The sequence below is a fragment of the Acinetobacter sp. 70_2 genome (assembly GCF_056736115.1).
The window spans coordinates 10,392-25,777 of the sequence record NZ_JBWZIP010000014.1; the positions used below are offsets into that span (position 1 = coordinate 10,392).

Sequence of the window (15,386 nt, forward strand, 5' to 3'; positions counted from 1 at the left end):
GATCGCTCTACCCTGGTAGGTATTTATTCGAAGAAATTAAAGATCAAGGATGAGTTTAGCTGGCTCTTCTAACAATTCTTTGATTGCTACTAAGAAACCTACAGCTTCTTTACCATCGATCATACGGTGGTCATAAGAAAGCGCTAAGTACATCATTGGCAAGATTTCAACTTGACCATTTACCGCCATAGGACGCTCTTGGATTTTGTGCATACCCAAGATACCAGTTTGCGGTTGGTTCAAAATAGGAGTTGAAAGCAATGAACCGAAAGTACCACCGTTAGTGATTGTGAAAGTACCACCAGTCATTTCTTCGATAGATAATTTACCGTCACGTGCTTTACCAGCATAAGCAGCAATACCTGCTTCAACTTCTGCATAGCTCATACGGTCAGTATCACGTAATACTGGTACAACAAGACCACGATCAGAAGATACTGCAACACCGATGTCATAGTAACCGTGATAAACGATATCGTCGCCATCAATTGAAGCGTTTACAGCTGGGTAGCGTTTAAGCGCTTCAGTTGCTGCTTTAACGAAGAATGACATGAAGCCTAAACGAGCGCCATGACGTTTTTCGAAAGCATCTTTATATTGCTTACGCAATTCCATGATTGGCTTCATGTTAACTTCGTTAAATGTAGTTAACATTGCAGTTTCTTGAGTTGCAGCAAGAAGACGCTCAGCAACACGCTTACGTAAACGAGTCATTGGAACACGTTTTTCGATACGCTCGCCAACAGCAACACTTAACGGAGTAACGTTAGCAGCTGGTTTAGCTTGATGGTTTGCAACATCTTCTTTAGTGATACGACCACCACGGCCAGTACCTTGTACATCAGCAGCAGCAATACCAGATTCAGTTAATGCTTTACGAACTGCAGGAGCTTGATCAGATACAGTTTCTGTACGTTCAACAACAGGAGCTGCACCAGCTTGAGTTTGAGCAACTGCTTGTTCTACCGCTGCAGGAGCAGCAGCTGCGCCAGCACCAGCTTCGAATTGAGCAATAACTTCGTCAGAAAGAACTGTATCGCCTTCACCTTTAATGATTGCAACCAAGCTACCATCTGCAGGAGCAACAACTTCTAAAACAACTTTGTCGGTTTCAATATCACAGATTACTTCATCACGTGATACAGGTTCACCCACCTTTTTATGCCAAGTTGCGATGGTGCCATCTGCAACAGACTCTGGGAATACCGGTGCTTTAATTTCGGTTGCCATTATTGAGAATCTCCTGATTGTTCAGCTTCGATTGCCAATGCATCATTAATTAGCTGAGCTTGTTGTTTTGCATGCAAGTACGGTGAGCCACAAGCTGGTGCAGCAGAAGCTTCACGACCTGCAAAACTGATACGGATTTGTTTGCCAGATTTTAAGATATCGTCATATAAACGCGGTGCGATAAACAACCAAGCGCCTTGGTTCTTCGGCTCTTCTTGCGCCCAAACGAGTTCTTTCACATTTGGATAAGCAGCCAAGATTTCCGCAAGACGTTGCTCTGGGTATGGATACAACTGTTCAATACGTACGATTGCAACATTAGTTAAGTTTTGTTCACGACGTTTTTCGAGTAAGTCGTAATAAACTTTACCGCCACAAAGTACAAGACGAGTTACATCTGACTTGTTAATTTGATCGATTTCGTCAATTACAGTTTGGAATGAACCATGTGCTAGCTCTTCTAAAGTAGAAGTCGCAAGTTTATGACGAAGTAAAGATTTCGGTGACATTACGATCAATGGCTTACGAATTGGGCGTACAGCCTGACGACGTAATGCATGGAAAATCTGTGCAGGTGTCGTTGGAGTGATCACTTGCATGTTGTCTTCAGCACATAACTGTAAGAAACGTTCTAAACGAGCTGAAGAGTGCTCTGGACCTTGACCTTCGAAACCGTGTGGTAACAACATTGTTAAACCACAAACACGCTCCCACTTAGTCTCACCAGAAGCAATAAACTGGTCAATCACAACTTGAGCACAGTTTACGAAGTCACCAAATTGTGCTTCCCAAATAATCAAGCTCTTAGGAATTGTAGTTGCGTAACCATATTCGAACGCAAGAACTGCTTCTTCAGATAAAAGAGAGTCGTAAATCGCAAAACGTGGTTGGTTCTCTTTAACATGACAAAGAGGAATATAAGTTGAACCATCAACTTGGTTATGCAATTTCGCATGACGGTGTGAGAAGGTACCACGACCTACGTCTTCACCAGTAATACGAACTAGATAGTCTTCATCTAATAAAGTTGCATAAGCTAAAGTTTCTGCTGCACCCCAGTTTAAAGGAGTTTCACCAGTTTGCATTTTCACGCGATCTTCAATTACTTTTTGAACCTGACGCTGCATTACAAACCCTTCAGGAAGTTTGCTCATGCCCTCGCCTAATTCTTTAAGGCGGTTCAAGTCAAATGAAGTATCCCAATCGTCTGTATAGTCATGGCCCAAATATGGAGTCCAATCAACAAACATTTTGGTATTTGGTTCAAGAATCAATGCATTTGCTACATGATTACCCGCTTCTAAATCAGAACGGTAATCTTCAACCATTTGATCAGCTTCAGCACGATCAAGTACTTTCTCTTGTACGAGTTGATCAGCATAAAGTGTACGAGTAGTTGCTTTCTTCGCAATTACTTGATACATCAATGGTTGTGTACCAGATGGCTCATCTGCTTCGTTATGGCCGCGACGACGATAACAGAACAAATCGATAACAACATCTTTACGGAATTCGTGACGGAAATCATGTGCTAATTGAGTAGCAAAGATAACTGCTTCAGGATCATCACCATTTACATGGAAAATTGGCGCCTGAATCATTTTAGCAACGTCTGTACAATACTCTGTAGAACGTGCATCACGTGGATCAGAAGTTGTGAAACCTACTTGGTTGTTCACAATAATATGAACTGTACCACCAACCGTATAGCCACGAGTTTGTGACATTTGGAAGGTTTCCATGTTCACGCCCTGACCTGCAAATGCAGCATCACCATGAACAATAACTGGCAATACGTCATCACCGCCGATGTCTCTACGACGTACTTGACGTGCGCGTACAGAACCTTCAACTACAGGACCAACAATTTCCAAGTGAGATGGGTTAAATGCCAATGCCAAGTGAACTTCACCACCTGGAGTCATTACATTACTTGAGAAACCTTGGTGGTATTTAACGTCACCTGAACCTTTCTTATGAATTGATTTACCTTCGAACTCACCAAATAAGTCCGCAGGGTTTTTACCCATAATGTTAACAAGAAGGTTCAAACGGCCACGGTGTGGCATACCGATAACAACTTCTTTACAGCCTACAGCACCAGCACGCTGGATAATCTCGTTTACCATAGGAATAAAAGATTCGCCGCCTTCAACACCAAAGCGTTTAGCACCGACGTATTTATTACCAAGATATTTTTCTAGACCCTCAGCAGCGGTTAAACGCTCCAAGAAGCCTTTCTTTTGATCATTTGAGTAATTGAATTTACCACGGGCACTTTCAAGACGTTGTTGAATCCAACGCTTTTCTTTTGTGTCCACGATATGCATGTATTCAACACCGATTGAACCACAATAGATTGCTTCCATTGCTTCAATCATTTCAGCAAGAGTTGCTTCACTCTTACCAATCTCAAGATTGCCTGTGTTGAATACTGTGTCTAAATCTGATTTGGTTAAACCGTGTGCTGAAAGATCTAAATCAGGAATATCTTCACGCTTAGCAAGACCTAATGGATCTAATTTAGCTTTTTGATGTCCGCGATTGCGATAAGCAGCAATAAGTTGTAAAACGCCAATTTGACGACGCTCATGCTCAGTACTTACAGTACTTTGTACAACAGGTTGAACACGATTAGCATTACGTCCTAGTAATAGGAATTGCTCACGCACAGCGCTGTGTGGTTGGTCACCCTTTGGATATTTATCGAAATATTGGCGCCAGTCCTCAGCGACGGAGGTTGGGGAAGTCAGGTACTGCTCGTAAAGTTCTTCAATATACGCTGCACTATCAGCGGAAAGTTCAGTGTCAAGACGCAATGCGTCAGCAACTTCTTGCATTTGTGGACCCATTTCCTATTGCAAAAAATATTACAGGCTGCCTTTTAAGCACACCCATGATGCATAATGTCAAATTGGTAAAAATGACACTACTTACCCAACAGGTCTTCAAGACCATGGGGCGTCATACTACCTAGAGAGAAAACTCCATAGGTAATTAATGAATCACAACGCCCTCAATGGCATCATCACTCACCTTATACTCGATTAAAACCGAGCAATTTTTTGCAAATCTTTTTAGAAAAATTAACTACACAATTAACTTTTCTAAAATGACTTTGACCATAAAAATTAAGCACTGATCTAAGATCGTGCCACTTAATTTAATTTCACTAGTATACGCTTTTTTCACCTACAACTTTGTGGCAAATCGTATCATGTTCTTAACGAACGATTGATTTTTTTGACACATACCATCTATAAATTGGCGAAATACATATCCAATTTTATCTATTAATATATGGTGCTTGATATAAAAACCCCTCTTTTAGCGACTAAAGTATAAGACGCCTATTATAAAGTTAAAAAAAAACGCACATCAAGGATGTGCGTTCTCTATTTGTGCAGAATTAACCCGCTTGATCTAACAACATGTTACGGATGTGACCGATAGCTTTTGTTGGATTCAAACCTTTAGGACATACTGACACACAGTTCATAATACCTTTACAACGGAACAAACTGAATGGATCGTCAAGACGAGCCAAACGATCTGCAGTCGCAGTATCACGAGAGTCGATAATAAAACGGTATGCATTCAACAATGCTGAAGGACCCAAGAACTTATCAGGGTTCCACCAGAATGATGGGCATGAAGTTGAACAACATGCACAAAGAATACATTCATACAAACCATTCAAGTGTTCACGCTCTTCAGGAGACTGTAAACGCTCTTTAGGTGGAGCTGGTTGGTTATTGATCAAGAATGGCTGAATTTTGTCATATTGATCATAGAATTGGTTCATATCAACAACCAAATCTTTAATAACCGGCAAACCTGGCAATGGACGAATTACAATTTTCTCAGGTAGGTCGTTTAAATTCCATAAACAAGCCAAACCATTTTTACCATTGATGTTCACACCATCCGAACCACAGATACCTTCACGGCATGAACGACGGAATGTTAACGTTTCGTCTTGAACTTTCAAAGCAAGCAATGCATCAAGCAACATACGGTGCTTATCAGTCAATTCAAGTTTGAAAGTTTGCATGTACGGCGCTTTATCCTTATCAGGATCATAGCGGTAGATTTCGAATGTACGAGTACCTCTACTCATCTTTATACTCCCGATTAGAATGTACGTGGTGCTGGTGGAATTGGATCAACAGTTAACGGTTTGAAGCGCACTGGCTTATATTCCAAACGGTTATCTGATGAATACCATAAAGTATGTTTCATCCACTCATCATCACGGCGACCGTATGAATAAGTTGGGTGATCAGCTGGTAATTCATAGTCAACTACCGTATGCGCACCACGACATTCTTTACGCGCAGCAGCTGAAATTAATGTAGCTTTTGCAACTTCATATAAGTTTTCAACTTCAAGCGCTTCAACACGCGCAGTGTTAAATACTTTAGATTTATCTTTCAAGTGAATGTTACGCACACGTGGTTCAAGAGCAAGTATCTCTTTAACACCTTTATCAAGCAATGCTTGGGTACGGAATACACCAGCGTGGTCTTGAACGATATCACGAATTGCGTCAGCAACTTCTTGTGCATTTTCACCAGAAGTTGATTCATCCAATTTACGTACGCGATCTAAAGTTTGCTCTAGCACGTTTGTTGGAAGTGGCGCATATTCATCACCATGATGCTTAGTTACGTAGTCGATAATGTGCTCACCAGCAGCTTTACCAAATACAACCAAGTCAAGAAGTGAGTTAGTACCTAAACGGTTTGCACCATGTACTGATACGCAAGAACATTCACCAATTGCATAGAAACCTTTTACAGGTTTAGTGTAGTTGTCTGTACCAGGTTCTGGTAAGCACACTTGACCATGCATATTCGTAGGAATACCACCCATTTGATAATGGATTGTTGGTACTACTGGAATTGGTTCTTTAGTAATGTCTACGTTTGCGAATTTTTTACCGATCTCAAATACAGATGGTAAGCGCTTCATGATTGTGTCAGCACCTAAGTGAGTCATATCAAGTAAGATATAATCACCTTTTGGACCACAACCACGACCTTCTTTAATTTCTTGGTCCATAGAGCGTGATACGAAGTCACGTGGAGCCAAATCTTTTAAAGTCGGTGCATAACGTTCCATGAACGGTTCGCCGTCTTTGTTACGAAGGATCGCACCTTCACCACGACAACCTTCAGTTAACAATACGCCTGCGCCCGCAACACCCGTAGGGTGGAATTGCCAGAATTCCATATCTTGTAATGGAATACCAGCACGAGCAGCCATACCAAGACCGTCACCAGTGTTGATATAAGCATTTGTTGATGCACGGTAAACACGACCAGCACCACCAGTCGCAAACAATGTTGCTTTTGCTTGGAATACTGCGATGTTACCAGTTTCTTGGTCAATTGCAGTTACACCAAGTACATCACCTGCTTCGTTACGGATCAAATCAAGAGCGATCCATTCAACGAAGAATTGAGTACCCATTTTCACGTTGCTTTGATAAAGCGTGTGCAATAATGCGTGACCAGTACGGTCAGCAGCAGCACAAGCACGTGGAACTGGTTTATCACCATAGTTCGCAGAGTGACCACCGAACGGACGTTGGTAAATTGTACCATCAGCGTTACGGTCAAACGGCATACCCATGTGTTCAAGTTCATACACAACTTTTGGTGCTTCACGACACATAAATTCGATTGCGTCTTGGTCACCTAACCAGTCAGAACCTTTTACTGTATCGTAAAAGTGGAAATGCCAGTTATCTTCTTGCATGTTACCTAACGACGCACCGATACCGCCTTGAGCAGCAACTGTATGTGAACGTGTTGGGAAAACTTTAGTAAGTACTGCAACTTTCAAACCTGCTTGAGCAAGTTGGTAAGATGCACGCATACCAGAACCACCACCACCAACGATAACTGCATCGAAAGTGAGGTTTTGAATATTTGAATAATCTTCTTTAGGGGTTATCGCGCCCATGATATCTTCCTATCAATTCGCCCAGAAAATCTGGATACCCCAGATTGCGTACACAAACACTGCAATAATGACAGCCGTCGTCAGTACAAGGCGTAAACCTTTCGCTGAAGGACCCATTTGACGAGTAGTGACATAGTCAGTGAAAACCTGCCACATACCAATCCATGCGTGTGCGATAAGCGATAAAATTGCCAATAAAGAAAAAATCTTCATTGGTAATGTCATCATGAAACCAGCCCATTGTTGATAGTCAAATCCGCCTTTGCAGAGAATCCAACCAAAAAGAACAACAGTATAAGCTGCTAATACCACAGCACTTACACGCTGGATAAACCAATCACGAGAACCTGAACCTGTTAAACCTGTAGCACTTTTCATTAGAACATAATCCATACAAAGGCTGCGATAATGGCTACCACAGATAAGATCAATGAAATTGTCGCTGCAATACGACCGCTTTGCAGTTCTTCGGCAAAACCTAGATCTGCAAGCAAATGCTTAACCCCAGCAATAAAGTGGAAAATTAAGCCGGCTACAAATACCCACACGACAAAACGTACAAGGATATTTCCAAAAACGACATTTTTAACGTAGTCAAATCCTTCTGGTGAAGATAATGATTTATCTAGAATCCATAAGAGAACTGGTACTAATAAGAAAACGATGACACCTGATAAACGGTGTAAAATTGATGCAATAGCCACGGGTGAGCGTAAATTTACCGCTAACACCTGACCCATGGACAAATTGACAGGTCTGTTGCTTTTCACAGCGGGCATCCTGTAGGTAGAAACTCCGACCGGAGTTTGTTGAATTAATTCCAAGGAAAGCTGGCATTGTTAGGCAAGCACAGCTCATGCCTAACCTATAAACGACACTGAATTATAAAACGCGAAATATCAAAATACAAACAATCCACTTTGCCTTTTCCGCAAAAACTCATCAAATAAGAATCATTCACATAGCCAAACAGCAGTCTTCCCTATCCAAAACTTAAGATAAAACAAAACATGTGCTTGTTTAACCTCATATTTTATAAAAAATATCTTTTCTACTGCTTTATTTAAAATAAGTGAGTTTTAGACTAAAGATAAAGTTAATAAATCATCAAGTCTAATCGAAAGCATAAACTAAAATTATTCTTACTTACTAATTTTGATCATTTTTATTTTTAAAATGGTAACTCTCTATACTTATCTTAAAAGTAATAAAGAGCTACTTGACTCTTAACAGTGAGCAGTATTTTTACAAAAAAAGCTTTTTAATTTTTCAAGCATGATCAACAAGCTATTTTTTAGACAATTAAACTCAAAAAAAGTACAATTTTTGGGATTATCAAATGGTGATAATGAAGCAATTTTTGAATCGCAATTTAAAATTACAGACTGAGTTTTATGATTTTTTTAAGCCGATTGGCATTTTATGACCACTATGAATTCTTAATTTTTATTTAAAAATTTGCTTACAATTGTACTCACGCTTCATTTTTTTTCTGCACGTTCTTCTTGAATTGACTTATGATACCATCCCGATGCAGTGATTTTACTGACTTTTTTTGCTCGGGTCTTGATGACTAACTCTCTGTGGGAACGTCATTTTTTATCCATAAGTATAATTGACAAAATTTCAGTACTCACTAATCTTATAGCAAATTTTGACACCGTCTGATTCGCACATGAGAAAATTAGGATTTCGAGTCAGATAATCATTCACCAGGACAGGAGATCTATTGAATGTCTGAAGCAACTGGCAAAAAAGCCGTATTACATCTTGATGGCAAAGAAATTGAATTACCAATTTACAGTGGCACATTAGGTCCCGATGTAATCGACGTTAAAGATGTATTGGCCTCAGGTCACTTTACTTTTGATCCTGGTTTTATGGCGACAGCTTCATGCGAGTCTAAAATCACATTTATCGATGGTGACAAAGGTATTTTATTACACCGCGGTTACCCGATTGACCAGTTAGCGACTCAAGCAGACTACCTTGAAACTTGTTATTTATTATTAAATGGCGAGTTACCAACTGCTGAACAAAAAGTTGAGTTCGATGCGAAAGTTCGTGCTCATACTATGGTTCACGATCAAGTTAGCCGTTTCTTCAATGGTTTCCGTCGTGATGCTCACCCTATGGCAATCATGGTTGGTGTAGTTGGCGCATTATCTGCGTTCTATCACAACAACCTTGACATTGAAGACATCAATCACCGCGAAATTACTGCGATTCGTTTGATTGCTAAAATTCCAACGCTTGCTGCTTGGAGCTACAAATATACTGTAGGTCAGCCATTCATCTATCCACGTAATGACTTAAATTACGCGGAAAACTTCTTACACATGATGTTTGCGACTCCTGCAGATCGTGACTACAAAGTAAACCCTGTTCTTGCTCGTGCAATGGATCGTATCTTTACGCTTCACGCTGACCACGAACAAAACGCGTCTACTTCTACAGTTCGTCTTGCTGGTTCTACTGGTGCGAATCCATATGCATGTATCTCTGCTGGTATCTCTGCACTTTGGGGACCTGCACACGGCGGCGCGAATGAAGCAGTTCTTAAAATGCTTGATGAAATCGGTAGCGTTGAAAATGTTGCTGAGTTCATGGAAAAAGTTAAACGCAAAGAAGTTAAGCTTATGGGCTTCGGTCACCGCGTTTACAAAAACTTCGACCCACGCGCTAAAGTTATGAAACAAACTTGTGACGAAGTTCTTGAAGCTTTAGGTATCAATGATCCTCAATTAGCGCTTGCTATGGAACTTGAACGTATTGCGTTGAACGACCCGTACTTTGTTGAACGTAAACTTTACCCTAACGTAGACTTCTACTCTGGTATCATCCTTAAAGCGATTGGTATTCCAACAGAAATGTTTACTGTAATCTTCGCTCTTGCACGTACAGTTGGCTGGATCAGCCACTGGTTAGAAATGCACAGCGGTCCTTACAAAATTGGTCGTCCACGTCAACTTTACACTGGTGAAGTTCAACGTGACATCAAGCGTTAATATTCGAAAGAACATTAATGTAAAAAAGCTGCCTTATGGCAGCTTTTTTTATAAATAAGTTTTTTAAAAGTTACTCTTCTTCAAACATATTTAACAAGTGATGACTAATACCATCCGCTCTTAACCAAGCCAACTCATAACTTGCTTTAGCCAAAGCCAAGACACGTCTTTCAAATTCAGCCCATATCTCTTTAACTTGTGCTTCTGAAACCCCTAAACCACTTTCAGATGCAAGATGTTTATTTTTTTCACATATTTTTAAGGCATGGTAAAGTTTACGACCTTTACTCGCCCCTTCCATTAAACGAACACGCTTGCTTAAGATAAAGCCTTCCACATGCTGCAAATTCGCCTGTGGCAACATAGGTACCAAAATCTGGTCTAATTGATCATCTAAGCGCTTCCAGACAGCTAAACGCTGCTCTGCTGTATAAGTATTCCATTGAATCACTTCATGGTTGAAACGGCGACAACCACGACATACCTGATCACCAAAAACTGTTGAACAACGCCCTGCACATGGGGTGAGAGAGAGCGTTCGATGATCATTACTCAAAACAGACTCCTTAAATAAACCATATACTTTTTATGGTTTTCTCGCTTATTACAAATTTTCGCGCTAAAATACGCGCCTTAAATTTCTATCTTAATACATTTGGAGTTTTCCATGAACGCTACTGTAGAACAGCTTGCACCTGTAGAACAGCAAGCGACCGCGGGTTGGGTTGTTGCAGCACTATATCAATTTAAAGAAGTTCAAGATCCTGCTGATCTTCAACAACGTCTTTTAGACTTAGTGAAAACAATTAACCTTTGCGGAACTCTGATTGTAGCAGGTGAAGGAATTAATGGTACCGTTGCTGGCGACCGTGAGGCAATTGATAAAATTCATCAATTTTTGTTAAACGAAGGTTTTAACGCTATGGAATATAAAGAGTCCCATAGCTCTGACAAACCTTTCCGTAAAATGAAAATTAAACTTAAAAAAGAAATTGTAACTTTAGGCGTAGAAGTAAAACCTCGTGATTTAGTAGGCCACTATCTTGATCCTAAAGAATGGAATGAGCTTCTTGCACGTGATGATGTAATCCTAATCGACACGCGTAACGACTATGAATATAAAGCTGGTACTTTCAAAGGCGCGATCGATCCTAAAACTGAAACATTCCGCGAGTTTCCTGAGTACGTTAAAAAAGAGTTAGAACAGCATAAAGACAAGAAAATCGCGATGTTCTGTACAGGCGGTATTCGCTGTGAAAAATCGACTTCTTTACTTCTTCAGGAAGGCTTTCAAGAGGTTTACCACCTCAAAGGCGGTATTCTTAAATACTTAGAAGAAACTCCAGCAGATGAAAGTCTTTGGGAAGGTGAATGTTTCGTATTTGATGGACGTACTGCTGTAACTCATGGTGTCGAAGAAGGTGCAAACATTAAATGTCATGCTTGTGGCTGGCCTTTAACTCCTGAAGAGTCTGCTCTACCAAGCTATGAACATGGTGTTTCTTGCGTGTACTGTATCGACAAAACAACTGAGAAACAAAAAGCTGGTTTCCGTATGCGTCAATCACAAATTGCTGCAGCTAAGCGTAAACGCCTATAAAACTGAAAAGTATTTTCAAAAGGCATTTAGTTTTCTAAATGCCTTTTTTATTTCTTCTAAATAGACACTGACAATAAAAAACGCCCTAGAAAGGACGTTATTTATTATTTCTTCTAATAAATTAATTTGGAGTATGGTACATCAAATATAATTCATTCAAATTATCTGGAATTTCTTCTGCCAGTTCATCCATTAACTGTCCATTGCGACGGAAAGATTCCATCTGTGGATCTTCTTCATCAATTCCACTAAAAACCATGATCGGTAAAGTTAAATCAACCAATTGTTCTTCATACTCTGGAGCAAACCACGCCTCTTCGTTTAAGAACATTGCGTCAACAAACCCTACACTCCAATCGCCTAGGCTTGATTCAACATCAGCTTCTTCAACTTCAAATGGAAATTCAATCCCATTTTCATTTGCTAAATCTTGACGAATCGACTCTAGCCAAACCTTGATTTGTTGAATAATTTCTGCCGGAACCTTTTTCTGGTTACCTTCGAACAATTCATCTAACCAGCGGTCAAACTGAGGACCTACTGCAATTGCACACAAAAAACCATGAGTTGCAGCAAAGTCTAGACCATACTCATTGTGGTCTCCATCTAGATATTCACTTAACTGGTCTAAATCTAATGCACTCATTGTGTTACCTGACTTTAAAAAGAAATTGACGATAGCATAGCACTTAAGCCGACGATGCCCTATTTAGTTTTGATCAGTCTTCATCATCAAGATCATCGTCGTCTAAATCATAATCGAAATCTTTCAACTCACGCTCTAAACGGCGCTGTGCCAATAGATCATCAATTAATCTACGTTTTTCCAACGATTCTTTTGCACTGATTTTGCCTGATGACTCATCAAAACCGACATCATCATCATCGCCGTAGTTATCATCTAGTTCAAAATCTGTAGAAGACACTAAAACTACCTCATAATGAAAAAATGTGAATGGGTCTAGCCGCTATTTATCTGTCTTACTTTTCCTTGTCAAGTTTTATTTATATTTTTTTCATTTAATTGCTCATTTGTACTTTTTTTCGCCCAAAAAATTGTGTATTTATAAAACAGCACAGTCTTTTGATAATCGAAGATTTCTACAAATTTTTCTATGATTTAAACTTGAAAAAAATGATTTTAGCCCAATATTCAAAAAATAGTCGTGAATTCAAAGATATTTTTTATTTAACGGTCACCGATCAAAGCCGAAACATTTCAAGCAAATTGTGCTATCATGCACGGTTTTTCACTGCCACAGATTCAACAAAGAGTAAGCAAAGATGAGCGATATGCATTCCCCTACTTCTCAAGTAGCGGCTCTGATTAGCCGAGGCAAAGAACAAGGTTACTTAACTTACGCTGAGGTTAACGATCATCTGCCGGACTCGATTACTGAAAGCGAACAGATTGAAGACATCATCCAGATGCTTCAAGACGTTGGTATTCCTGTACACGAGCGTGCACCTGAATCTGACGATACCATGTTCGGCGAATCAGCTGATGCAACTGACGAAGTTGCTGAAGAAGAGGCTGCTGCCGTACTTGCATCTGTTGAAAATGAGCCTGGACGTACGACAGACCCTGTACGTATGTACATGCGTGAAATGGGTACAGTAGAACTATTAACCCGTGAAGGTGAAATCAGCATTGCCAAACGTATTGAAGAAGGGATTCGTGATGTCCTGAACTCAATCGCTTACTGGCCAAATGCTGTTGAAGTTGTATTAAAAGAATATAATGATTTTTTAACTGGCGAACGTCGTCTTGCAGATATTTTATCTGGTTACCTCGATCCTGAAACTGATGAAGATATTCCTGAAGTTTTGGAAGACGTTGAGGAGCTTGAGGAAGAAGACGAATCATCTTCAAAATCAACAAAAGAAGTTAAGCTTGATGATGACGATGAGGAAGAAGAATCTGAAGGTGATGATGACTCTGAAGGTGATTCAGGTCCTGACCCAGAAGTTGCAAAAGTTCGTTTTACTGAATTAGAAGCAGCATGGACTCAAACAAAAGCTATTATTGAAAAACATGGCCGTAATAGCCGTGAAGCAAATGAAGCACTTGAGTCTTTGGCAACTGTATTCATGATGTTTAAATTTACTCCACGTTTATTTGACATCATTTCAGAAATGATTCGTGGAACTCACGAACAAATTCGTGCGAATGAACGTGAAATTATGCGTTATGCAGTACGTCGTGGTCGTATGGATCGTACTCAATTCCGTACATCTTTCCCAAAACAAGAATCTAATCCAGCTTGGTTAGATGAACAAATTGCTAAAGCTCCTGCTGAAATTAAGGCGCATTTAGAAAAAGTTCGTCCAGATGTTCTAGCATTCCAGCAAAAGATTGCAGATATTGAGAAAGAACTTAATTTAAGCGTTGCTGAAATTAAAGATATTTCTAAACGTATGGCGATTGGTGAAGCCAAAGCTCGTCGTGCTAAAAAAGAAATGGTAGAAGCTAACCTGCGTTTGGTAATTTCGATTGCGAAGAAATACACCAACCGTGGTTTACAGTTCCTTGACTTGATTCAAGAAGGGAACATTGGCTTGATGAAAGCTGTAGACAAGTTTGAATACCGTCGCGGTTATAAATTCTCGACTTATGCAACTTGGTGGATTCGTCAGGCAATTACCCGTTCTATCGCAGACCAAGCACGTACAATTCGTATTCCTGTACATATGATTGAAACGATTAACAAGATTAACCGTGTTTCTCGTCAGTTATTGCAGGAAATGGGTCGTGAACCTACTCCAGAAGAGTTAGGTGAACGTTTGGAAATGGATGAAGTTAAAGTTCGTAAAGTTCTTAAAATTGCTAAAGAACCAATTTCAATGGAAACTCCAATCGGTGATGATGAAGATTCGCATCTTGGGGACTTTATTGAAGACCAGAACATCACTTCTCCAATTGATGCTGCGACTTCAGAAGGCTTAAAAGAAGCCACTCGTGAAGTTCTAGAAAACTTAACTGAGCGTGAAGCTAAAGTATTGAAAATGCGTTTTGGTATTGATATGCCAACCGACCATACTTTAGAAGAAGTTGGTAAACAGTTTGATGTAACGCGTGAACGTATTCGTCAAATCGAGGCGAAAGCATTACGTAAATTACGTCACCCTTCTCGTTCTGAACACTTGCGTTCTTTCTTAGAGAATGACTAAGTTCTGAAATCTTGAAATTTCGGTACTAGTCCCCATTTAATAGAAAGAGCTACAAACGCCTGCGATGATGCAGGCGTTTCACATGATGAGGTTACTTATGTTAGACCGCACTCCATCTCGCGAACTCCGTGAAGACCTTTGGGTATTTCCAATGGACTATCCAATTAAACTCATTGGCGATGCGGGTGAAGAATTACGTATAGCTGTAGTTGATATTCTAGTGAAACATTTTCCTGACTTTGACCACTCAACGTTAAAAGTACAAGAATCTCGTACAGGCAAATACCATTCATTAACCGCGCAATTACGTTTTGATGAATTGGAACAAGTTCATGCTTTGTATGCAGACTTGGCTGCATGCCCGCAGATCAGAACTGCACTTTAATTTTAAGATGCCATGACAAATT

Annotated in this window: 13 protein-coding genes and 1 pseudogene; 4 read left to right on the forward strand and 10 right to left on the reverse strand. The window is 40.0% G+C overall.

All coding sequences use genetic code 11. From position 1 onward, the window contains the following. Nucleotides 1–36: 36 nt before the first annotated feature. The 7 genes and pseudogenes from odhB to sdhC all read right to left on the reverse strand — a co-directional run bounded on the left by odhB (nt 37) and on the right by sdhC (nt 7,979). Nucleotides 37–1,230, reverse strand: a complete 1,194-nt coding sequence (gene odhB, locus AC1PJ9_RS07820) for a 2-oxoglutarate dehydrogenase complex dihydrolipoyllysine-residue succinyltransferase (RefSeq protein WP_200027436.1) — start codon at nt 1,228–1,230, stop codon at nt 37–39. Continuing rightward, nucleotides 1,230–4,070 carry a 2-oxoglutarate dehydrogenase E1 component gene (locus tag AC1PJ9_RS07825; protein WP_263614459.1) on the reverse strand — a complete coding sequence of 947 codons (2,841 nt, stop codon included), beginning with the start codon at nt 4,068–4,070 and terminating at the stop codon, nt 1,230–1,232. Before AC1PJ9_RS07825 ends, odhB begins: the two co-directional genes overlap by 1 nt. 157 nt (nt 4,071–4,227) lie before the next feature. After that, a pseudogene (locus AC1PJ9_RS07830) lies at nt 4,228–4,356 on the reverse strand (hypothetical protein). A 283-nt stretch (nt 4,357–4,639) separates the two neighbouring features. Continuing rightward, nucleotides 4,640–5,350, reverse strand: coding sequence for a succinate dehydrogenase iron-sulfur subunit (locus AC1PJ9_RS07835; RefSeq protein WP_004705893.1), 711 nt, complete (start codon nt 5,348–5,350; stop codon nt 4,640–4,642). A 14-nt stretch (nt 5,351–5,364) separates the two neighbouring features. Next, nucleotides 5,365–7,200 carry a succinate dehydrogenase flavoprotein subunit gene (sdhA, locus tag AC1PJ9_RS07840; RefSeq protein ID WP_227062829.1) on the reverse strand — a complete coding sequence of 612 codons (1,836 nt, stop codon included), beginning with the start codon at nt 7,198–7,200 and terminating at the stop codon, nt 5,365–5,367. Between the two features lie 12 nt (nt 7,201–7,212). After that, nucleotides 7,213–7,578 carry a succinate dehydrogenase, hydrophobic membrane anchor protein gene (gene sdhD / locus AC1PJ9_RS07845; protein WP_000833672.1) on the reverse strand — a complete coding sequence of 122 codons (366 nt, stop codon included), beginning with the start codon at nt 7,576–7,578 and terminating at the stop codon, nt 7,213–7,215. After that, entirely contained in the window at nt 7,578–7,979 is a 402-nt protein-coding gene (gene sdhC, locus AC1PJ9_RS07850; protein ID WP_001984863.1) for a succinate dehydrogenase, cytochrome b556 subunit, read from the reverse strand. The genes sdhD and sdhC overlap by 1 nt, the downstream gene beginning before the upstream one ends. 954 nt (nt 7,980–8,933) lie before the next feature. On the opposite strand from sdhC, the gene gltA reads away from it, so the two are divergent. Continuing rightward, complete coding sequence (gene gltA / locus AC1PJ9_RS07855) at nt 8,934–10,208, forward strand: citrate synthase (protein WP_001287579.1); 1,275 nt, start codon at nt 8,934–8,936, stop codon at nt 10,206–10,208. Nucleotides 10,209–10,278: 70 nt separating this feature from the next. On the opposite strand, the gene AC1PJ9_RS07860 is transcribed toward gltA, so the two are convergent. Further along, a complete protein-coding gene (locus tag AC1PJ9_RS07860; RefSeq protein WP_311086965.1) occupies nt 10,279–10,764 on the reverse strand; it encodes a DUF1289 domain-containing protein in 486 nt (161 codons plus the stop codon). A 111-nt stretch (nt 10,765–10,875) separates the two neighbouring features. Here AC1PJ9_RS07860 and trhO point away from each other — a divergent pair, with 111 nt between their 5' ends. After that, nucleotides 10,876–11,808, forward strand: coding sequence for an oxygen-dependent tRNA uridine(34) hydroxylase TrhO (gene trhO / locus AC1PJ9_RS07865; protein ID WP_311070066.1), 933 nt, complete (start codon nt 10,876–10,878; stop codon nt 11,806–11,808). A gap of 121 nt (nt 11,809–11,929) precedes the next feature. On the opposite strand, the gene AC1PJ9_RS07870 is transcribed toward trhO, so the two are convergent. Then, nucleotides 11,930–12,454 (reverse strand): YecA/YgfB family protein, encoded by a 525-nt coding sequence (locus AC1PJ9_RS07870; protein ID WP_001274941.1) that lies wholly within the window; start codon nt 12,452–12,454, stop codon nt 11,930–11,932. A gap of 73 nt (nt 12,455–12,527) precedes the next feature. After that, entirely contained in the window at nt 12,528–12,734 is a 207-nt protein-coding gene (locus tag AC1PJ9_RS07875; protein WP_000099358.1) for a PA3496 family putative envelope integrity protein, read from the reverse strand. Nucleotides 12,735–13,092: 358 nt separating this feature from the next. Between AC1PJ9_RS07875 and rpoD the strand changes: the two genes are divergently transcribed. After that, nucleotides 13,093–14,979, forward strand: a complete 1,887-nt coding sequence (gene rpoD, locus AC1PJ9_RS07880) for an RNA polymerase sigma factor RpoD (protein WP_311086964.1) — start codon at nt 13,093–13,095, stop codon at nt 14,977–14,979. A 97-nt stretch (nt 14,980–15,076) separates the two neighbouring features. Further along, nucleotides 15,077–15,364 carry a YbeD family protein gene (locus tag AC1PJ9_RS07885; RefSeq protein ID WP_200001848.1) on the forward strand — a complete coding sequence of 96 codons (288 nt, stop codon included), beginning with the start codon at nt 15,077–15,079 and terminating at the stop codon, nt 15,362–15,364. Nucleotides 15,365–15,386: the final 22 nt, after the last annotated feature.

Bases quoted from the DNA above. Each gene is read 5' to 3' on its own strand.
- odhB (WP_200027436.1), bottom strand. From the start codon at position 1,230: ATGGCAACCGAAATTAAAGCACCGGTATTCCCAGAGTCTGTTGCAGAT.
- AC1PJ9_RS07825 (WP_263614459.1), bottom strand. From the start codon at position 4,070: ATGCAAGAAGTTGCTGACGCATTGCGTCTTGACACTGAACTTTCCGCT.
- AC1PJ9_RS07835 (WP_004705893.1), bottom strand. From the start codon at position 5,350: ATGAGTAGAGGTACTCGTACATTCGAAATCTACCGCTATGATCCTGAT.
- sdhA (WP_227062829.1), bottom strand. From the start codon at position 7,200: ATGGGCGCGATAACCCCTAAAGAAGATTATTCAAATATTCAAAACCTC.
- sdhD (WP_000833672.1), bottom strand. From the start codon at position 7,578: ATGAAAAGTGCTACAGGTTTAACAGGTTCAGGTTCTCGTGATTGGTTT.
- sdhC (WP_001984863.1), bottom strand. From the start codon at position 7,979: ATGCCCGCTGTGAAAAGCAACAGACCTGTCAATTTGTCCATGGGTCAG.
- gltA (WP_001287579.1), top strand. From the start codon at position 8,934: ATGTCTGAAGCAACTGGCAAAAAAGCCGTATTACATCTTGATGGCAAA.
- trhO (WP_311070066.1), top strand. From the start codon at position 10,876: ATGAACGCTACTGTAGAACAGCTTGCACCTGTAGAACAGCAAGCGACC.
- AC1PJ9_RS07870 (WP_001274941.1), bottom strand. From the start codon at position 12,454: ATGAGTGCATTAGATTTAGACCAGTTAAGTGAATATCTAGATGGAGAC.
- rpoD (WP_311086964.1), top strand. From the start codon at position 13,093: ATGAGCGATATGCATTCCCCTACTTCTCAAGTAGCGGCTCTGATTAGC.
- AC1PJ9_RS07885 (WP_200001848.1), top strand. From the start codon at position 15,077: ATGTTAGACCGCACTCCATCTCGCGAACTCCGTGAAGACCTTTGGGTA.